Origin of the sequence: Bradyrhizobium sp. ORS 278, from assembly GCF_000026145.1 — a bacterium.
GTDB lineage: Bacteria > Pseudomonadota > Alphaproteobacteria > Rhizobiales > Xanthobacteraceae > Bradyrhizobium.
This window is the reverse complement of the sequence record NC_009445.1, coordinates 2,169,995-2,188,808: the sequence shown is the minus strand read 5'-3', so window position 1 is coordinate 2,188,808 and position 18,814 is coordinate 2,169,995. Positions and strand designations below refer to the sequence as shown.

Annotated in this window: 16 protein-coding genes and 1 pseudogene; 10 read left to right on the top strand and 7 right to left on the bottom strand. The window is 66.6% G+C overall.

Features of this window, described 5'->3' with window-relative positions:
• Positions 1–31 precede the first annotated feature (31 nt).
• The 5 genes from BRADO_RS09650 (at position 32) to BRADO_RS09630 (ending at position 3,187) form a co-directional block, all read left to right on the top strand.
• Positions 32–586, top strand: coding sequence for a hypothetical protein (locus BRADO_RS09650; protein WP_041756301.1), 555 nt, complete (start codon positions 32–34; stop codon positions 584–586).
• Between the two features lie 63 nt (positions 587–649).
• Positions 650–1,078 (top strand): NUDIX hydrolase, encoded by a 429-nt coding sequence (locus BRADO_RS09645; protein WP_011925130.1) that lies wholly within the window; start codon positions 650–652, stop codon positions 1,076–1,078.
• 31 nt (positions 1,079–1,109) lie between these two features.
• The gene (locus tag BRADO_RS09640) at positions 1,110–1,520 is read left to right on the top strand and encodes a TIGR02301 family protein (RefSeq protein WP_041756300.1); all 411 of its coding nucleotides are present in this window, start codon (positions 1,110–1,112) and stop codon (positions 1,518–1,520) included.
• Between the two features lie 306 nt (positions 1,521–1,826).
• Positions 1,827–2,093, top strand: a complete 267-nt coding sequence (locus BRADO_RS09635; RefSeq protein WP_041756299.1) for a hypothetical protein — start codon at positions 1,827–1,829, stop codon at positions 2,091–2,093.
• 575 nt (positions 2,094–2,668) lie between these two features.
• Entirely contained in the window at positions 2,669–3,187 is a 519-nt protein-coding gene (locus BRADO_RS09630; RefSeq protein WP_011925127.1) for a protein phosphatase CheZ, read from the top strand.
• Between the two features lie 269 nt (positions 3,188–3,456).
• On the opposite strand, the gene BRADO_RS09625 is transcribed toward BRADO_RS09630, so the two are convergent.
• Entirely contained in the window at positions 3,457–4,791 is a 1,335-nt protein-coding gene (locus BRADO_RS09625; RefSeq protein ID WP_011925126.1) for a dihydroorotase, read from the bottom strand.
• A gap of 197 nt (positions 4,792–4,988) precedes the next feature.
• Between BRADO_RS09625 and BRADO_RS09620 the strand changes: the two genes are divergently transcribed.
• From BRADO_RS09620 to BRADO_RS09600, 5 genes are all read left to right on the top strand, one after another.
• The gene (locus BRADO_RS09620) at positions 4,989–5,873 is read left to right on the top strand and encodes a folate-binding protein YgfZ (RefSeq protein ID WP_011925125.1); all 885 of its coding nucleotides are present in this window, start codon (positions 4,989–4,991) and stop codon (positions 5,871–5,873) included.
• Between the two features lie 6 nt (positions 5,874–5,879).
• A complete protein-coding gene (locus BRADO_RS09615; protein WP_011925124.1) occupies positions 5,880–6,506 on the top strand; it encodes a DNA-3-methyladenine glycosylase I in 627 nt (208 codons plus the stop codon).
• Positions 6,503–7,120 carry a YfbR-like 5'-deoxynucleotidase gene (locus BRADO_RS09610; RefSeq protein ID WP_011925123.1) on the top strand — a complete coding sequence of 206 codons (618 nt, stop codon included), beginning with the start codon at positions 6,503–6,505 and terminating at the stop codon, positions 7,118–7,120. Before BRADO_RS09615 ends, BRADO_RS09610 begins: the two co-directional genes overlap by 4 nt.
• A 134-nt stretch (positions 7,121–7,254) precedes the next feature.
• Positions 7,255–7,761, top strand: coding sequence for a tyrosine phosphatase family protein (locus tag BRADO_RS09605; protein WP_011925122.1), 507 nt, complete (start codon positions 7,255–7,257; stop codon positions 7,759–7,761).
• Between the two features lie 337 nt (positions 7,762–8,098).
• Positions 8,099–10,783: a DUF2339 domain-containing protein gene (locus tag BRADO_RS09600; RefSeq protein WP_011925121.1), complete on the top strand. Its 2,685-nt coding sequence runs from the start codon at positions 8,099–8,101 to the stop codon at positions 10,781–10,783.
• 3 nt (positions 10,784–10,786) lie between these two features.
• Here BRADO_RS09600 and BRADO_RS09595 read toward each other — a convergent pair whose 3' ends face one another.
• The 6 genes and pseudogenes from BRADO_RS09595 to BRADO_RS09570 all read right to left on the bottom strand — a co-directional run bounded on the left by BRADO_RS09595 (position 10,787) and on the right by BRADO_RS09570 (position 18,614).
• Positions 10,787–12,472, bottom strand: coding sequence for a methyl-accepting chemotaxis protein (locus BRADO_RS09595; RefSeq protein ID WP_041756298.1), 1,686 nt, complete (start codon positions 12,470–12,472; stop codon positions 10,787–10,789).
• A gap of 203 nt (positions 12,473–12,675) precedes the next feature.
• Positions 12,676–14,364 carry a methyl-accepting chemotaxis protein gene (locus tag BRADO_RS09590; RefSeq protein ID WP_011925119.1) on the bottom strand — a complete coding sequence of 563 codons (1,689 nt, stop codon included), beginning with the start codon at positions 14,362–14,364 and terminating at the stop codon, positions 12,676–12,678.
• 712 nt (positions 14,365–15,076) lie between these two features.
• The gene (locus BRADO_RS09585) at positions 15,077–15,310 is read right to left on the bottom strand and encodes a hypothetical protein (RefSeq protein ID WP_011925118.1); all 234 of its coding nucleotides are present in this window, start codon (positions 15,308–15,310) and stop codon (positions 15,077–15,079) included.
• A gap of 327 nt (positions 15,311–15,637) precedes the next feature.
• Positions 15,638–16,204 (bottom strand): annotated as a pseudogene (locus BRADO_RS09580) (hypothetical protein); the annotation flags it as partial.
• A gap of 114 nt (positions 16,205–16,318) precedes the next feature.
• Positions 16,319–17,305: an MDR family oxidoreductase gene (locus BRADO_RS09575; protein ID WP_011925116.1), complete on the bottom strand. Its 987-nt coding sequence runs from the start codon at positions 17,303–17,305 to the stop codon at positions 16,319–16,321.
• A 64-nt stretch (positions 17,306–17,369) separates the two neighbouring features.
• Positions 17,370–18,614 carry an MFS transporter gene (locus tag BRADO_RS09570; RefSeq protein ID WP_011925115.1) on the bottom strand — a complete coding sequence of 415 codons (1,245 nt, stop codon included), beginning with the start codon at positions 18,612–18,614 and terminating at the stop codon, positions 17,370–17,372.
• Positions 18,615–18,814 lie beyond the last annotated feature (200 nt).

The window sequence follows — 18,814 nt, the reverse complement described above, 5'->3', positions numbered from 1 at the left end:
CTTTTAACCGGGGTTGGGAACACTGCAGCCGATGACCGCAGCGGCCACCCATTCCGTGCCTACCGATCGCACGACCCCACGACCGGCGGGCAGCGCCATTGATCCGGCGCGGGCCGCGATCCTGCGCGCCGCCAACATCAATCCGCGCACCGGGCTTGCCACCGACTATCTGAATCATTTCAACGAAGCCGTCATGCTGCTCGAAATGATTCCGGATATCCCGGAATGCGCCGAGGACTTTCTCGCGTGGTCGCCGCTGACCTATCCTGAACATTTCACGCACACCAATTTCAAGGCCCGCGATCTCGTGATCGAAGCCTATGAGCAGGCCGAGCCCGCGATCCGCGACCGCTTCGACCATCTCACCAAGACCATGACCGACATCCTGCTCGCGGTCGGAACCGCGATGCGCGAAGCCAAGCAGGACTCGACCAAGGCCAAGCTCGCCGAGCAGGCCGCGGGCTGGGTCAAGCCGCTGGTGTCGCAGGCCGGCGGCATCATCAATGGCGACATCGAGTTCGACCCCGAGCCGGTGGCGGAGGTCGACGAGGTCGACGCCGTCGATGCCATCATGGCAAGCTTCTGAGCCGGCTGCCATCGCCGCGGTCTCCACGTTACAGTGCGGGCCACGCCTGGAGTCCCCGCTGCCATGACCGATCCCACACCACGCCATCCCCAGCTCGCCGTGAGCGCCGCCATCTTCCGCGATGGCGAAATCCTCCTGGTGCGCCGGGCGCGGTCGCCGGCCAGGGGCGTCTACACCCTGCCCGGCGGCAGGGTCGAGTTCGGCGAGGATCTGCACACGGCGGTCGCGCGCGAGGTGACGGAGGAGACCGGTCTTTCGATCGCCATCATCGGCCTCGCCGGCTGGCGCGAGATATTGCCGGCCAGCCAGGGCGGCAAGGGCGGCGACGGCCATTATGTGATCCTCCCTTTCGCCGCACGCTGGCAGGCGGGCGAGCCCACGCTCAACGACGAGCTCGACGATGCGCAATGGCGGCATCCCGATGCGCTGGACGGCCTGACACTCACCGACGGCCTGCCGGACATCATCGCCGCCGCCCGCCGGCTCCTTTAGCCGCCTTGCGTCCGCCATCCGGCAAAGGCATATGACGTCGGTGCGTCCGATCACCCCCACCCGCCTCCTCACAAGCCTCCTGGCTGGCGTCATGCTCGTGCTGGCCTGCGCCGCGGCGCCTGCGCGGGCGCAGGATGCGGCTGCGCCGTTCGACGGCGACCTGCAGCGGCTGGCCGAAATCCTCGGCACCTTGCATTACCTCCGCGGCATCTGCGGCAACAACGAGGGCGCGAAATGGCGCATTCAGATGCAGGCGCTGATCGACGCCGAGACGCCCTCCGGCGAGCGCCGCGCCCGCATGATCGCCGGCTTCAACCGCGGCTATAATGGCTTCCAGCAGACCTACCGGACCTGCACGCCGGCCGCGATGGTGGCGATCCGCCGCTACATCGACGAGGGCTCCAAGATCTCGCGCGATCTCACCGCCCGCTACGCGAACTAGCGGCATTCTCCGTCATGCCCGCGCAGGCGGGCATCCAGTACGCCGTGACATCTCGGCTGATCACCACTGCCGGTGAGTACTGGATCCCCACATTCGCGGGGATAACACCGGTGGCTGCCGCAGCATCACGGGAGGTCGCGGCAGCAGCGATCAACTGCGCCTGTCAAACGAACGTTTGTGTTAACCTTGTTAACCTTTCCTAAAGAACTGGCCTAGGCGTCCGCGTTCCCCGTGGTAAACCTGTCTCGTCCGGCGCGCCCGCGTCTGGATTTCCTTGCGCTTCGGCGCGCCGCCAGACTGAATTCAATGAGTTTCCCCGTTACCTTCAGTGCCCTTCCCGCCGCTTTGCCCGATCACGAGCAGAAGCAGGCCGCGCTCAGCTACCTCAACGAGGCCTGGGCCGAAGCGCGCCATGACGGCGTCGATGGCGACTGCCTGGCCCAGGCCAGCCTGTTCGCCGCGCTGGCCGAGCTCGTCACCACTTACGGCGAGGACGCGGTCGCGAGCTTCGTCGAGGCCATGCCCGAGCGCGTCCGCAACGGCGAATTCTCGCTCGCACGCGCCACGCAGTAGGTTTTTCGCGCAAGTCGCCATAGGCCGTAGGGTGGGCAAGGGCGAGCCGCGCGGCCGCTGCTCCCGCCGTGGTCTCGCCCGCGCCGTGCCCACCATCGCGCACCGCATGCGCCTCACGACGGTGGGCACGCGACCGCCCTGGGGGCGGCTGCTTTGCCCACCCTACCGCTTACATGCGCAGCCGCGCCCGTGATGGCGCTCATCAGCATCGGCATCCACCTCTCACATCTCAAATAACCTCGGGACACACCCCATCGTCGTCGCGGCGCGATGCTTCCGAGCGATGACCGGCGTGCGGCGTTTGCTCTCGCGCGCCGGAATACCGCCCTGCGGAAGAACGCCGCGCGAGAATATTGAACGCGGCGAAACCAGGAACGCTTGGATAGCGATACGCGCGGTTTTTATCGAAATGATTTAGTAGGTCTTCTTTGCTGATACTACCTTGGTCAAAGTCGATCGCTGAGTGCGCGCCGGAACAAGGTCTCCGCCGAATCGAACCTGCCAGTCGCTGCAGACGAGCAGGCCGAGATTCGTAAATGAAACTTAATCGTTGAAGGGAAAGTCGGAGATTTCTGATGATTGCGCCGGAGGAAGAGAGATTGCTGAAAACCTACCTGGTCGAGATGTTCGGTCAGATCAGCAGCATGCGGCGGGAGCTCGCCGCTCTTCAGGGCGACAAGGGCAGTTTCGCGTCGATGACCGACACCCTCGACGCGATCGTGGAAAATACGGAAGCCGCCGGCAACACCATTCTCGAAAGCATGGAGGCGATCAGCGCCAGCGTCGGGAAGCTGCAGGGCACCAAGGATCCGTCCACGGCCGCGATCTGCGACGAGATCGTCGACAACACCAACAAGGTGTTCGAGGCGTGCGCATTTCAGGACCTCACCGGGCAGCGGATCACGCGCGTGGTCAAGTCGCTGAAGTTCATGGAGGAGCACATCAACCGGCTCGTCCGCATCTGGGGCAAAGAAGAGCTGGCGCGGATGGCCGCCGAGCTGGCGGCCCCCCCAACCGCGCCAAGCCTGCTGAACGGGCCGCAGCGGACGGGCGTGGCGATTTCCCAAGACGACATCGACAAGCTGTTCGGGTGAACGGCCTCGCGCCGGAAATCGGTGACAGCGGTCGACCGATTGCGGCGAGGTGGGATCCCCGCTCCGCGTCATTGCGAGCTAGTCAACGGGCAACTTCGATACGGCCACAGCGTCTCCACGAGCCGGTCTTGTAGCCCGGATGAGCGCAAGCGATATCCGGGGTCTCATGAGCTGTGGAGGTGAACCCGGATGTCGCTTGCGCTCATCCGGGCTACGAGAAACCGCTCCTCGTCATTGCGAGCGCAGCAACATGGCGCGGAGCGGCGCGGTTACGCCCGCAGCGTCTCCATGAAGCGCACCGGCTCGCCGGTGGCCGGGGTCAGCAGTTCGCCCTGCCACATTACGCGCTGGCCGCGCACGAAGGTGCCGACCGGCCAGCCGGTCACGCGCACGCCGTCATAGGGCGTCCAGCCGGCTTTCGAAGCAACCCATTTGTTGGTGATGGTCTCGCTGCGCTTGAGATCGACGATCGTAAGATCGGCGTCGTAGCCGGCGGCGATGCGGCCCTTGCGGGCGATGTTGTAGATGCGCGCCGGGCCGGCGCTGGTGAGGTCGACGAAACGGGCGAGCGACAGCCGGCCGGCGTTGACGTGATCGAGCATGATCGGCACCAGGGTCTGCACGCCGGTCATGCCGGAGGGTGAGGCCGGATAGGTCTTCGCCTTTTCCTCGGCGGTATGCGGCGCGTGGTCGGAGCCGAGGATGTCGACGATGCCCTGGTGGACGCCCCACCAGATCACGTCGCGATGATCGGCTGAGCGCACCGGCGGATTCATCTGCGCGTAGGTGCCGAGCCGCTCGTAGCACTCGGGCGCGGCGAGCGTGAGATGATGCGGCGTGGCTTCGACGGTGGCGACGTCCTTGTGGTCGCGCAGATAGACGATCTCTTCCTTGGTCGAGATGTGCAGCACGTGGATGCGCTTGCCCGTCTCATGCGCGAGATTGACGAGGCGCTGGGTGGCGCGCAGCGCCGCCTCCTCGTCGCGCCACACCGGGTGCGAGCGCGGATCGTTCTCGACGCGCAGGCCCTTGCGCTCGTTGAGGCGGTACTCGTCCTCGGCGTGGAAGGCCGCACGGCGGCGGATCACCTGAAAGATTCGGCGCAGGCTGTCATCGTCCTCGACCAGCAGCGAGCCGGTGGAGGAGCCGACGAACACCTTCACACCCGCACAGCCCTCGGCGCGCTCCAGCACCGGCAGCTCATCGACGTTCTCGCGGGTGCCGCCGATGAAAAAGGCGAAGTCGCAATGCATGCGATGGCGGCCGGCTTCAATCTTGGCGGTGAACGCCTCTTCGGTGACCGTCAGCGGATTTGTGTTGGGCATCTCGAACACGGCGGTGACGCCGCCCATCACCGCGCTGCGCGAGCCGGTTTCGAGATCCTCCTTGTGGGTGAGGCCGGGCTCGCGGAAATGCACCTGGGTGTCGATCACGCCGGGCAGCACGTGAAGGCCCTTGCAGTCGATGATCTCGGCCGCGGAAGCTATGCCGAGATCGCCGATCTCGACGATGCGCCCCGCCGTGATGCCGATGTCGCGGACACCCTCGCCGTCCTGATTGACCACCGTGCCGGATTTCAGAATGACGTCGAAGCGCTGGCTCATGAACCCCTCTAGGATTTCATTCTCCTGATCACCTCAAGGCAGATGGATCGTGCTGCGCGCCTGCCCATTTGCTGGTCTGCGAGGCCGCTCGCGTCTCGATCTTTAGAATGAAGCCACCGCAGTGCAGCGTTTCAGCCTTGTGGTTTATGCCAGGGCGGCTTACGTTTCGGTGCGGCGTGTCGCAAGAGGTTTTTCGGATGAAAGCGACGTTTCTCGACGACCGGGGCGTGGTCCAGGTCAGCGGCGACGATGCACGCAAGTTCCTCAACGGCCTGGTCACCACCGACGTCACCAAGCTCGTTCCGGGCGACGCCCGGTTCGGCGCGCTGCTGACGCCGCAGGGCAAGATCATCATCGACTTCCTGGTGGCGCAGGCGCCCACGGGCGATGCCGGTGAACGCTTCCTGCTGGATTGCCCGCGCGCGCTGGCGCAGGCGCTGGCGGACAAGCTCAACCTGTACAAGCTGCGCGCCAAGCTCACCGTCGCCAACCTGTCGGACCAGCTCGGCGTCATCGCCGTCTGGAACGGCACGCCGGCGACAGCGCTCGATTTGAGCTTCACCGATCCGCGCCATGATGGCCTTGGCCACCGCATCATCGCGCCGCAGACGGAACTCGCCGAGATCGCCACACGGCTCGGCGCCGAGGTCGTTACGGCCGATGCCTATGAGGCCCACCGCATCGAGTGCACAGTGCCGCGTGGCGGGCTCGATTTCATGTATGGCGACGCCTTCCCCTACGAGACCAACATGGACCGGCTGCACGGCGTCGACATCGGCAAGGGATGCTATGTCGGCCAGGAGGTCGTGAGCCGGATGCATCATCGCGGCACGACGCGGACGCGGACCGCCAAGGTGCTGCTCGACGGTCCGAGCCCCGAGCCGGGCACGCCGATCCTGGCCGGCGAGAAGACGGTGGGCACGATGGGCTCGGCCGCCGCGCAGAAGGGCCTGGCGCTGCTGCGCATCGATCGCGCCGCAGAGGCGATGGAAGCCGGCACGCCGCTGACCGCGGGCGGTCTCACCTTGCGCATCGCCGATCCCGACGCGCTGCAGGGCCCGCCGAAGCAGACGGTCGCCTGAGCCGGTATGGGCCGCGTCGCTGTCGTCCATTCCGATGGTCTGACGCGCTGCCCCTGGCCGGGCAGCGATCCGCTCTACGTCGCCTATCACGACAGCGAGTGGGGCGTGCCCGAATATGACGACCGCGCGCTGTATGAGAAGCTGATCCTCGACGGCTTCCAGGCCGGGCTGTCGTGGATCACGATCCTGCGCAAGCGCGACAATTTCCGCCGCGCCTTCGATGACTTTCAGCCGGAGAAGATCGCGCGCTACACCGACAAGAAGATCCACGCGCTGATGAACGATGCCGGCATCGTGCGCAACCGCGCCAAGATCGAGGGCGCCATTCTCAGCGCGAAATCCTGGCTCGACATCCAGGACAACGGTCCCGGCTTCTCGAAGCTCTTGTGGGGCTTCATGGACGGCGCGCCCAAGGTCAACGCGTTCAAGACCACCGCGAGCGTGCCGGCCTCGACGCCGCTGTCGATCAAGATGTCGAAGGAGCTGTCGTCGCGCGGCTTCAAGTTCGTCGGTCCGACGATCGTCTACGCCTTCATGCAGGCGACCGGGATGGTCAACGACCATCTCGTCACCTGCTTCTGCCACGAGACCTGCAGCGGCAAGCGCCGCGCGCCGCGCCTCAAGATCAAATGACGACCAGGACGCCCGGAAGCGGGCAGGACCGCGTCTGGCAGCGCATGCTGTCCGGCCGGCGGCTCAACCTCATCGATCCCTCGCCGCTCGACGTCGAGATCGGCGATATCGCGCACGGGCTGTCGCGCGTGGCGCGCTGGAACGGCCAGACCTCGGGCGCGCACATTTTCTCCGTGGCGCAGCACACGCTGCTGGTAGAGACCGTGATGCGCGCGAAGAAGCCGAACATCGATGCCCGGCTGCGGCTTGCCGCGCTGCTGCACGATGCGCCGGAATACGTCATCGGCGACATGATCTCACCGTTCAAGGCCGTGCTCGGCGGCAGCTACAAATCCGTCGAGAGGCGGCTGCTCGGGGCCATCCACATCCGCTTCGGCCTGCCGGCGGAGCTTTCGCCGGAGGTCGAGCGCCAGATCAAGGCGGCCGACCGCGGCGCCGCCTATCTGGAGGCGACCCGGCTCGCCGGCTTTTCCGAAAGCGAGGCCAGGCGCCTGTTCGGCCGCGACCCCGATCTACCGGCGGCCACGGTGACGGACTATCTGACGCCGTGGAGCGCGGCCAAGGCGGAGAAGCGGTTCCTGACCCGGTTCAACCTCGTGCTGGGCTCGTGCTGAGACGCCGCTGACGGCAGATGCCTTGTGGCGCCGACCTGCGCCGCACACGCATGCGCCCACCCGACAGCTGGCATCCAAAACGCGCTTTTGCCCTCATGTCGCCGTTCGTATAATCGGGCGTCCAAAGGCATCCCATGATCCACGTCTGCTCACTCGCCGCCCTGCCCGAGACCGTGCGCCTGACCGGCGCCAGCCACGTGCTGACCATCATGGCCAATGTCGAGCAGGTGCAGCGGCCGGAGAGCATCCGGCCGGAGAACCATCTGCGGGTCTCGGTCGACGACATCACCGAGCAGCTGCCGGGCTTCATGGCGCCGAGCGACGACCATGTCGCGCAGGTGCTGGAGTTCGTGCGCGGCTGGGACCGTGCGGCGCCGCTGGTCATCCACTGCTATGCCGGCATCAGCCGCTCGACCGCGAGCGCCTTCGCGGCCGCCTGCGCGCTCAATCCGCAGCGCGACGAGCTCGACATCGCCTGGGCGATCCGCCAGGCTTCGCCGATCGCCTCGCCCAACCGCCTGATCGTCAGCCTCGCCGATCGCGCGCTGGGCCGCCAGGGGCGCATGGTCCGCGCGCTGGATGCGATCGGCCCGGGCGCGATGATGGTCGACAGCCAGCCGTTCCGTATCGACCTGGAGTGATCCTCCCCGTCATTCCGGGGCGCCGCGTCAGCGGCGGACCCGGAATCTGGATATGATGGCTTCGATCCCCGATCAGCTCGGCTCGAACCTCTGGGTTCCGGGTTCGCGCGCTGCGCGCCCCGGAACGGCGGTCGGGCGAATGGCGTGTGCCGCGTAGCGGCTTACCTGCGCGGCTTGAACTTCCCTCTCGCGGTTTGACACTCAAGGAACTGCAGCCATCGTGACGGCACGCGCGTGCCCGTCACACCGATTCGCGGCACACGCCGCGGGCCGGCATGGCCCCATTCCCCTCATGACGCCAGCGGGCGCCATCGATTTCAGGACTGCGACCCCCGTGATGTTCGATTGGCCCCTGGACTGGATTGCCCTCCTGGTCGCGTTCGTGGCGCTGGCCTTCGCGCGCCGCACCTCGGACCGACTGGCCGCGCTGCAGTCGCGCCTGGACAGGCTGGAGGCTGCGCGGCTCGTGGTCGCCGCACCTGAGGTGCCGGCCGCGTCGCCGCTGAGCCCACTCCAAGAGGGCGTGGCAGCCGCGCCGGTGCCGCCGCCGTTGCCGGAGGTCGCCGAGGCCGCCCTGCAGCCCGCGGCCATCACAAGCGACGAGGCGGCCGATCAGCCGCCCCCGCTGGCGCCGCCGCTGCCGCAAGCGCCGGCCGGCTTCGAGGAGCGCATCGGCACCCGCTGGGTGGTGTGGATCGGCGGACTGACGCTCGCGCTCGGCGGCTTCTTCCTGGTGCGCTATTCAATCGAGGCGGGGCTGATCGGCCCAGGGGTACGCGTTGGGCTCGGCGCGCTGTTCGCCGCGGCGCTGCTGGCCGCGGGCGAATGGACGCGGCGCAAGGAGAGCATCTCGCAGATCGCGGCGCTGCCGATCGCCAATATCCCGGCGATCCTGACCGCCGCCGGGACGGCGGTGGCTTTCGCCACCGTCTACGCGTCCTACGCGCTATACGCCTTCCTGCCGCCGGCGATCGCCTTCGTGCTGCTCGGCCTCGTCGCGCTCGGCACCCTCGCGGCGGCGCTGCTGCACGGCCCGGCGCTCGCCGGGCTCGGCCTGGTGGCCGCCTTCACGACGCCGGTGCTGGTTTCGACCGGCCAGCCGAACTACTGGGCGCTGTACATCTATCTCGCCATCGTCACCGCCGCGGCGTTCGCGCTGGCGCGCGCGCGGCTGTGGCGGTGGCTGGCGATGACCACGATCGCGCTGTCGTTGCTGTGGACGCTGCCCGGCCTCGACATGGCCGTCGAGACAGTCGCGCCGCACGTCTTCCATATCGGCGCGGGCTTTACGCTGGCCGCCCTGATCGTCGTCTGCGGCTTCGTGTTCGGCCCGGTGGTCGACAATGACGAGGTCGAGCCGATCTCCTCCGTTGGTCTTGCGGTCTATCTGCTCGGCGCCATGCTCGTCACGCTTGCGAGCTTCCATGACGGCCTGGCGCTGATCTGCTTCACGCTGCTGGTCGCTGCGACGCTGGCGGTCGCCTGGCGCGCGCCGAGCGCAACCGGCGCGGTCGCAGCGGCGGCAGCCACGGTTTTCCTCGTGTTCGCCGAATGGGCGCTGCGCGACAATCCGGATCTGCTGGTGCTGCCCGGCGGCGCGCTGCCGGGCATGGGGCCGAACCCGCTCGGCGCATCCGTCACGTCGCACCTGACCGCAGCAGCGATCTTCGCGCTCGGCTTCGGCGGCGCGGGCTTCCTGGCGCAGGGGCGCGCGCAGAATGCCGTGGTGCCTGTGGTGTGGTCCGCGGCCGGCGTGTTCACGCCACTGGCGCTGCTGGTCGCGCTCTATGCCCGCATCGCGCATCTCGACCGCTCGATTCCGTTCGCGATCCTCGCGGTCGTGCTTGCGGCTGCCTTTGCCGTCGCGACAGAGCTTCTGACGCGGCGCGAGGAGCGTCCGGGCCTCTCCGCCTCGATCGCGCTGTTCGCGACCGGCACGCTCGCGGCGCTGGCGCTGGCGTTGACCTTTGCGCTGGAGAAGGGCTGGCTGACGATCGCGCTGGCGCTGATGTCGCTGGGCACCGCCTGGGTCTTCGAGAACCGGCCGATTCCGTTCCTGCGCACACTCGCCGCCGCCTTCGCCGGTCTCGTGGTGCTGCGCATCGGCTATGATCCGCGCATCGTCGGCGCCGATGTCGGCACCACGCCGATCGTCAACTGGCTGTTGTGGGGTTATGGCGTGCCGGCGGCGGCGTTCTGGGGTGCGAGCACTCTCATGCGCCGCTATGGCGACGATGCGCCGTTGCGTGCGGTCGAGGCCGCGGCGATCCTGTTCACGACGCTGCTCGCGTTCATCGAGATCCGCCACGCCGTCAATGACGGCGACATGCTGGCAGTGCCGTCGCTCGCCGAAGTGGGGCTCGACGTCTGCGTCGCGCTGGCGCTCGCCATCGGCCTGGAGCGGCTGCGCGAGCGCAGCCGCAGCCTCGTGCACGACATCGGCGCCGTGATCCTCACCGGCCTCGCCGGCGGCGCGACCGTCATGGGCCTGCTGCTGTTCGAGAACCCGATGCTCTCCAACGTCGCGATCAGGGGCAGCGTGCTCAACATCCTGATTCTGGCCTACGCGTTCCCCGCGGTGCTGATGCTGCTGTTGTCCTACGCGGTCGCGGGGCGCCGTCCGCCGGCCTATGGCAACACGCTGGCGGGCGGCGCGCTGATCCTCGCGCTGTCCTATGTGAGCCTGGAGATCCGGCGCATCTATCATGGCCCCGATCTGGCGAGCGGCGTCACCAGCGCGGCCGAGCAGTACACCTACTCGATCGCCTGGCTCGCCTTCGGCGTCGTGCTGCTCGGCATCGGCGTGGTGGTGTCGTCGCAGCGCGCGCGGCTGGCCTCCGCCATCGTGATCGCGCTGACGATCCTGAAGGCCTTCCTCGTCGACATGTCCGAACTGACCGGCGTCTGGCGCGCGCTGTCCTTCATCGGCCTCGGCCTGGTGCTGGTCGCGATCGGCTGGCTGTATCAGAAGGTGCTGTTCCGGCGGCAGCAGCAGGCCCCGCCTGCTGCGCCGGCGGCGTGATCGTCAGGCGGCGCGAACCGACTGCAGGAACGAAGCGACCTCCCGCTTGAGCCGGTCGCTGTCCGTGGCCAGCGACTTGGCGGCGCCGAGGACATGCGCCGACGCCTGGCCGGTCTCCGCTGCGCCGCGCTGCACGTCGACGACGCTGGACGAGACCTGCTGGGTGCCATGCGAGGCCTGCTGGACGTTGCGGGAGATCTCCTGCGTTGCCGCGCCCTGCTCCTCGACCGCAGCCGCGATCGCCGACGAGATCTCCGAGAGCCGCTCGATCGTCCCGGAGATGTCACGGATGGCGCCGACCGATTCCTGCGTCGCCGCCTGAATGCCGGAGATCTGCTGGCCGATCTCGCCGGTGGCCTTCGAGGTCTGCTCGGCCAATGCCTTCACCTCGGACGCGACCACCGCGAAGCCGCGACCAGCCTCGCCGGCGCGCGCGGCCTCGATCGTTGCGTTCAGGGCGAGCAGGTTGGTCTGGCCGGCGATCGAGTTGATCAGCTCGACGACATCCCCGATGCGCGCCGCGGCCTTCGACAATTCGCTGACGCGGTCATTGGTCTGACGCGCCTGCGTCACGGCCTCCGAAGCCATGCGCGCGGATTCCTGAACCTGGCGGCTGATCTCGGTGATGGACGACGACAGCTCCTCGGTAGCGGAGGCGACCGACTGCACGTTGGTCGACGCCTCCTCCGAGGCCGCCGCGACCGCGGTCGAGATCTCCTGGGACCGCGTCGCGGTCGACGACAGCGCGCCCGCGGAATGCTCGAGCTCGGTCGAAGCCGACGACACCGTCTGCACGATCTCGCCGATCGTGTTCTCGAACTGGCGGGTGATGTTGTCGACGCGGCGGCCGCGCTCGATCTTGGCCTCGGCGTCGGCCGCGGCGCGCGCATCGGCGTCGCGCTTGGCGATCAGCGCCTCCTTGAACACCTGCAGCGTGTCGGCCATCGCACCCATCTCGGTCGGCTCGCCGCGGTGCGGCACCTCGGCCGAGAGATCGCCCTCGCCGAGCGCCTGCATCGGCTTGATGATCGAGGCGATGCCGGAAGAGACGTCGTTGACGAGATAGAAGCCGACGGCGACACCGGCGGCGACGGCCGCGAGAATGATCGAGGTCACCACCCAGAAGGTGCTGTTGTAGCCATCCGCCGCGTCGCGCGTGGCCGCTTCGGCGCCCTTGTCGTTGTATTCGATCGCCTTGGTGAGGATGTCCTCTTGCACCGTCGCGGCCGCACCGGGGGCCTTGAACAGCGCATCGACGTCCTCGGGCAGCTTGCCGATGCTCCTGCGCGAGACCTCAAGCACCTTGTCGGCCTCGGCCGTGTAGTTGTCCCAGGCCCGCACCCAGGAGTCGTAGATGCTGCGCTCCTCCGGCGTCGAGATCAGCGGCTGATAGGCCTTGATGTCCTTCTGCACCTTTGCGAACACCTCGGCCATGCGCTTGTCGTTGTTGGCCTTGGCCTCGGCCGTTAGCGCCATCACATGGGCGCGGAGCGTGAGCCGGTAGACGTTGATGTCTGCGCGCAATGCCCCGAGCGCCCGCACGCTCGGCAGCCAGTTGGTGGATATGTCGACCGTTCGCGCATTGATGTCGCGCATGCTGCGCAGCGACAGCAGGCCCATGCCGGCCATCACCACCAGCAGGAAGGCGATCACGCTGATGATCTTGAGGCGAATGGAAAGCTTGGACACGTCCGTTGATCCTCCGAGAGAAAACGTCTCGCACCACCGGTCGTATCTGCGCGGCCACGACGCCATTGCGATGGCCGGCGTACCGCTGCGAAACGAAAAAGCGGCAACTGCCGCCGCGCAGTTTGCCGCTTCGTCCGCAAAGTTCCGTTAACGCAGACCTTCGTACTAATACGGTCCCAATCGCCCTGCGCAGCTGCAGTTCATCACGCCGCGCGTACCGATTGCAGGAACGACGCGACCTCACGCTTCAATCGGTCACTGTCTGACGCCAGCGACTGCGCTGCGGACAGAACATGCGCCGACGCCTGGCCCGTCTCCGATGCACCGCGCTGCACGTCGACGACATTCGAGGAGACCTCCTGCGTGCCTTGCGAGGCCTGCTGGACGTTGCGCGAGATTTCCTGCGTCGCCGCGCCCTGCTCTTCCACGGCCGCGGCGATCGCGGACGAGATCTCGGACAGTTTTTCGATGGTGGTGGAGATCGCGCGGATGGCGCCGACCGATTCCTGCGTTGCGGCCTGGATGCCGGAGACCTGCTGGCCGATCTCGTCCGTCGCCTTGGCCGTCTGCTCGGCCAGCGCCTTCACCTCGGACGCGACGACCGCGAAGCCGCGGCCGGCCTCGCCGGCGCGGGCGGCCTCGATGGTGGCATTCAGCGCCAGCAGGTTGGTCTGGCCGGCAATCGTGTTGATCAGCTCGACGACGTCGCCGATGCGCGCGGCGGCCTTGCTCAGCTCGCTGACGCGATCATTGGTCATGCGCGCCTGATCCACGGCCTCGGTCGCCATGCGCGCGGATTCCTGGACCTGGCGGCTGATCTCGGTGATCGACGAGGACAGCTCCTCGGTGGCGGAGGCAACCGACTGGACATTGGTCGACGCCTCCTCCGACGCGGCCGCGACCGCCGTGGAGATTTCCTGGGAGCGCGTTGCCGTCGAGGACAGTGCGCCGGCGGAATGCTCGAGCTCGGTCGAGGCCGACGACACCGTCTGCACGATCTCGCCGATCGTGGCCTCGAACTGGCGCGTGATGTTGTCGACGCGGCGGCCGCGCTCGATCTTGGCCTCGGCGTCGGCGGCCGCACGCTCGTCGGCCTCCTTCTTGGCGATCAGCGCTTCCTTGAACACCTGCAGGGTGTCGGCCATCGCGCCGATTTCGGTCGGCTCGCCGCGATGCGTCACTTCGGCGCCGAGATCGCCCTTGGCAAGCTCCTGCATCGGCTTGATGATCGAGGCGATGCCGGACGAGACGTTCTGCACCAGATAGTAGCCGACCGCGACACCCGCGATCACGGCCGCGACGATGATCGAGAGGACCAGCCAGATCGCGCGTGAAAAACTCTCCGCCGCCTGCCGCGTGGCGTCGTCGGCGCCCTTGTTGTTGAATTCGATGTCCTGCACGAAGTATTTGTCGGCATCGCGCGCGATGGCTGCGGCCGACTTCTCCAGCAATTCGGTCGCCTCCCGCGGAAGTCGTCCGACGCTCTTGTTCGATTCGTCGATCACCTGCTTGATCGCGACGACATACTTCTCCCAGGCCTGCACCCAGTTGTTGTAGATCGCGCGCTCCTCCGCCGAGGTGATCATCGGCTCATAGGTCTTGCGGTCCTTGTTGATGGTCTCGAGGATACTGTTGACCCGCTTCTCGCCTGCCTGCTTGGCCTCCGCTGTCTCCGCCATCACATGGGCGCGCAGCGCGATGCGCAGCAGATTGATGTCGGCGCGCAGCTCGCCGATCGCGCGTACGCTGGGCAGCCAGTTGGTCGCGATATCGACCGTGTTCGCGTTGATGGACTGCATGCTGGTGACGGCGAGCGCGCCGAGCCCGCACAGGGTCACGAGCATGAACGCGATGACCGAGATGATCTTCTTACGAATGGACATTCTGGACACGATGACCCCAGCTGACTTAGCGGATCGCCACTCTCTTCCAGCGTCACGGACGGCCTGAACGGTCAGGACAGCGCTGCGCTGCGCGGCGTCGAGGTCAGAGGATCAGAGGACGTGGCGAGAGCCAAAGTCCGAATTCCGCTCTGACCATGCCATTGGCGGCCAGATCGGCTTATCGAAGGTTAATTCGAAGCCCGTAAGACTACCGAGAATACACGTAAAAGGCCCACCATCGCGCCCCGCGCGGTGTTCTGAAACCGTTCCTCAACGCGACGCGACGTCGCAGCGTCTCGCAAGGCGCGCAAAACAGGAAGGAACCTCCAGCTATGTTCGGTGACCCGTTCAATCTCTGGTATGCCAGCCAATCATAGAGAACGGGTTAAGAGCACAACCTGGACTGGCATTTCGATGCTGGAAGACGGAGGGCTGCACAACAGCGATCCCGGATGCCGAAGCCCGTGCCGCGGTAGCGTGATATACTGACAGCTTGCGTCTATTGGTGCTGGCTTGGCTGTCTCGATCAGGCGGACAGGAGGCGATCGAACGCCGTCGGCTGAGGCCGACGGCGAGATCGATCGCGCGACAAAGGCTTGTCGCGCAATTCGTTGTCTCCAAGACGACGACGGATTCGCGGCAGGCGACACGGCTGACCGCAGCGAAAGTCAGACCGCGGCTCCGGCGTTCAGCGGCTCAGATCATCCCCCGATGACCTGATTCAGCCGACTGCTTCCGAGACCAGACGAATCCGGAACACCGGCTGCTTGGTTTCGTCGAGCAGTTCCATCTGCCACTCGGTGCCCTGCTGGAGCGTCTTCGAGATCCCCCCGATCAGGTCCGAGCAGACAGCCGTCAACTCGTTCCAGGCAGACTCCCGATTGGCAAATTCATAAGGCTGATCAGCCGCGCCGGAATAACGGCCTTGGCTGATACGGAAGAAGTAGAGCGACATTACCGACCCTTTCTATTGGGCCACCCCCCTGGTCGCACACTGCTGATGAGTCGCTACCGAGGCATGAATCTAGGGAACCGTACGACTACGGCGCAATGACCGCTAGCGTGCGGTTCCATCTTAAATGTTGCTCTATGTTAATCGCAGCTGGTTTTTTGAAAGTCGGTCAACTAACAACTAATCGGTCGAGCGACGAAGCTCGGGCGCCACATCGGCCTTGGCAGCCTCCGTCTTCGCAGACTCCGTCTTGGCAGACTCCGCCTTGGCGGTCTCCGGCTTTGAACCTTCGGACCTGGAACCGTCAGACTTGGAACCGTCAGACTTGGAACCCTCGGACCTGCCAGTGTCGGCCTTCGCGGCCTCCGACTTGACGGGTTCCACCTTGCTCCGCTCGACACGGGGCGTCTCCACGCGCGCGGCCACCTCGGTGTGGGCCGGATCGGCGGCCACGGCGGCGCGCGCCGAGCGCGGCTTGGCCACCGCGCGAGCCATCAGCATGGTGGCTCCGCCCTGGTGCTGGAAGTCGCAATAGGCAAACGCGCCGAGGCCGGAGACCGAGCCGCGGAAGCTGCGCTCGTCCTTCTTGTCGAGGTTGAAGCACGGCTCGAAGGGCATGCCCTTGATCGAGGCGCAGACATTCTCGCCACGGATCTGCAGCGTGTTGCCGGGAAGCCGGATGTGGCGGACCGGGCCCGAGCCCGAGAACTGCACCGCGCCTGCAGCGCCCATGTCGTCGAGAATGCGGCCCGCGCCGCGGGTGCCGTCGACGCAGGTGAAGGCGAACACCTTGCCGGCCACGAATTTGCGCGCCTCGTCGGCCGTCATCGATCCCGCGATCGCGGGCGCGACCATGGCACCAACCGCAACGGTCCCCAGCAACAAACGCGCGAGCATGCTTCCAACTCCCACTTAACCCCTCACAGCGGGTAAGGCGGTATCTTTACCCCATGCTTACCATACCAACCATGGCAACAATGGAGCATCATGGTTTGAAAAGTCTGAACATCCTCAGGATATCCTTACCACCGTGCGGCCACGAACCTGGCCGGCGAGAATCTGCGGGCCCAGCGAGGCGACCTGATCCAAGGCGATTTCGTGAGTTATTTCAGCCAGTTTTGACCGATCCACGTCTGTTGCGAGGCGCGCCCAGGCGGCCTTCCGCGCGGACAGCGGACACATCACCGAATCGATGCCGAGCAGGCACACCCCGCGCAAAATGAACGGCGCGACCGAGGATGGCAGGTCCATGCCGGCCGCAAGCCCGCAGGCGGCAATGGCGCCGCCATACCTGGTCATCGACAGCAGGTTGGCCAGCGTGTTGGAGCCGACGCTGTCGACGCCCCCGGCCCAGCGCTCCTTGGCAAGCGGCTTGGCCGGCCCGGACAGCTCGTTGCGGTCGATGATTTCGGCGGCGCCAAGGGACTTGAGATAGTCAGCCTCGGCGACGCGCCCGGTCGAGGCGATCACGTGATAGCCGAGCTTGGCCAGCACCGCGGTGGCCACCGAGCCGACGCCGCCGGCGGCGCCGGTGACCACGACCGGTCCACTGGCCGGGGTCAGACCGTGCTTTTCCAACGCGAGGACCGAGAGCATCGCCGTGAACCCGGCTGTACCGATCGCCATGGCATCGCGGGCCGACAGGCCCTGCGGCAGGGCGACCAGCCAGTCGCCTTTGACCCGCGCCTTCTCGGCGTAGGCGCCGAGATGGGTCTCGCCCATGCCCCAGCCCGTGCAGACCACGGCGTCACCCGGCTTCCAGTCCGGATGGCTCGACTGCTCGACCGTGCCGGCGAAATCGATGCCGGCGATCATCGGGAAGCGGCGCACCACCGGCGCTTTGCCGGTCAGCGCCAGCCCGTCCTTGTAGTTGAGATCGGACCACTCGACCTTGACGGTGACGTCGCCGTCCATCAGCTCGGCTTCGTCGAAGTCAGTCAGAGCAGCCGTGGTCCCCTTGTCGGCCTTGTCGATCCGGATCGCCTTGAACGTTCCCACAGCGGCACTCCCTGCGCTTGTTCGATTTCGGGCCATGTTTAGCGAAACGGCCCGGCGGCGCAACTCAGGTGGCGGGTACGGCCCGTGCCACCGGCTTCTCGACGATTGGCAGGTTGATCAGCGCGGAGAGCACACCGAACATGATCGAGAGCCACCAGATCGGCGTGTAGGAGCCATAGCGCTCGAACACGATGCCGCCGAGCCAGACGCCGAGAAAGCCGCCGACCTGATGGCTGACGAAGGCGAAGCCGTAGAGCGTGGCCAGCCAGCGCGTGCCGAACATGATCGCGACCAGCGACGAAGTCGGCGGCACGGTGGAGAGCCAGGCAAGGCCGGAGACGGCGCCGAAGGCGATCGCCGTGGCCGGCGTGACCGGAAACGAGATGAAAGCGAGCGTCGCCAGCGCGCGGGTGAAATAAATGAAGGAGAGGATATAGCGCTTGGGCAGCCGGCTCTGCAGCCAGCCGACGCTGAGCGAGCCGATGATGTTGAACAGGCCGATCGCCGCGATCACCCAGCCGCCGACCTGCGCCGACAGGCCGCGATCGACCAGGAACGCCGGCAGATGCACGGTGATGAAGGCGAGCTGGAAGCCGCAGGTGAAGAAGCCGAGCACCAAGAGCACGTAGGAGCGATGGCCGAACGCCTCCATCAGCGCCGTCGTGAACGACTGCTGCTCGGCGTCCGTCGGCTTGGCCTCGGCGGCGGGCGGCGTCGCCACCGCGAGCGACAGCGGCACGATGAACAGCATCAGCGTCGCGAAGACCATCAGCGCGCTCTGCCAGCCGAACTGATCGATCAGCGCCACGCCGAACGGCGCGAACAGGAACTGGCCGAGCGAACCGGCCGCCGTTCCGGCGCCGAGCGCCAGCCCGCGCCGCTCCGGCGGCAGCAGCTTGCTGAAGGCCGACAGGATCAGATTGAACGAGCAGCCTGAGAGGCCGAAGCCGACCAGCACGCCGGCGCCGATGTCGAGCTGCAACGGCGTGGTCGCATAGCGCATCATCAACAGGCCGCTTGCATAGAGCAGCGCGCCGACGCAGATCACGCGCAGCACGCCGAAGCGGTCGGCGATCGCGCCGGCGAGCGGCTGGCCGAGGCCCCACAGCAGATTCTGCACGGCGACCGCGAGCGCGAACACGTCGCGGCCCCAGGCGAATTCGCGGCTCATCGGCTGCACGAAGAAGCCGAGGCTGGAGCGCGGACCGAAGCTGAGCAGCGCGATCGCACAGCCGCAGATGATGATGACCACCGGCGTTCGCCACGTCTGTGTCCGGGAGGCGCCGAGATCGCCGGCCTGTATCGACATGTTGGTCCTCCCCGAAGCGCGGCGTCACCCGGCCGCTCGTGACGGATTAATGCATTTGCATCCACCACCCAAGAGCAAAACAACCGCAAAACCGGACCTCAGCCATGAAAAAATTCCATGCCGCGTCCCATCATGAGCAGACGTCATGCGGGCCGAGTTCCGTCGATGGAACTCGTGAATGCCGCGGCTCCACGACGGCA

Bases quoted from the DNA above. Each gene is read 5' to 3' on its own strand.
- BRADO_RS09610 (WP_011925123.1), top strand. From the start codon at position 6,503: ATGACGACCAGGACGCCCGGAAGCGGGCAGGACCGCGTCTGGCAGCGC.
- BRADO_RS09650 (WP_041756301.1), top strand. From the start codon at position 32: ATGACCGCAGCGGCCACCCATTCCGTGCCTACCGATCGCACGACCCCA.
- BRADO_RS09645 (WP_011925130.1), top strand. From the start codon at position 650: ATGACCGATCCCACACCACGCCATCCCCAGCTCGCCGTGAGCGCCGCC.
- BRADO_RS09605 (WP_011925122.1), top strand. From the start codon at position 7,255: ATGATCCACGTCTGCTCACTCGCCGCCCTGCCCGAGACCGTGCGCCTG.
- BRADO_RS09615 (WP_011925124.1), top strand. From the start codon at position 5,880: ATGGGCCGCGTCGCTGTCGTCCATTCCGATGGTCTGACGCGCTGCCCC.
- BRADO_RS09585 (WP_011925118.1), bottom strand. From the start codon at position 15,310: ATGTCGCTCTACTTCTTCCGTATCAGCCAAGGCCGTTATTCCGGCGCG.
- BRADO_RS09635 (WP_041756299.1), top strand. From the start codon at position 1,827: ATGAGTTTCCCCGTTACCTTCAGTGCCCTTCCCGCCGCTTTGCCCGAT.
- BRADO_RS09640 (WP_041756300.1), top strand. From the start codon at position 1,110: ATGACGTCGGTGCGTCCGATCACCCCCACCCGCCTCCTCACAAGCCTC.
- BRADO_RS09625 (WP_011925126.1), bottom strand. From the start codon at position 4,791: ATGAGCCAGCGCTTCGACGTCATTCTGAAATCCGGCACGGTGGTCAAT.
- BRADO_RS09620 (WP_011925125.1), top strand. From the start codon at position 4,989: ATGAAAGCGACGTTTCTCGACGACCGGGGCGTGGTCCAGGTCAGCGGC.
- BRADO_RS09630 (WP_011925127.1), top strand. From the start codon at position 2,669: ATGATTGCGCCGGAGGAAGAGAGATTGCTGAAAACCTACCTGGTCGAG.
- BRADO_RS09600 (WP_011925121.1), top strand. From the start codon at position 8,099: ATGTTCGATTGGCCCCTGGACTGGATTGCCCTCCTGGTCGCGTTCGTG.
- BRADO_RS09570 (WP_011925115.1), bottom strand. From the start codon at position 18,614: ATGTCGATACAGGCCGGCGATCTCGGCGCCTCCCGGACACAGACGTGG.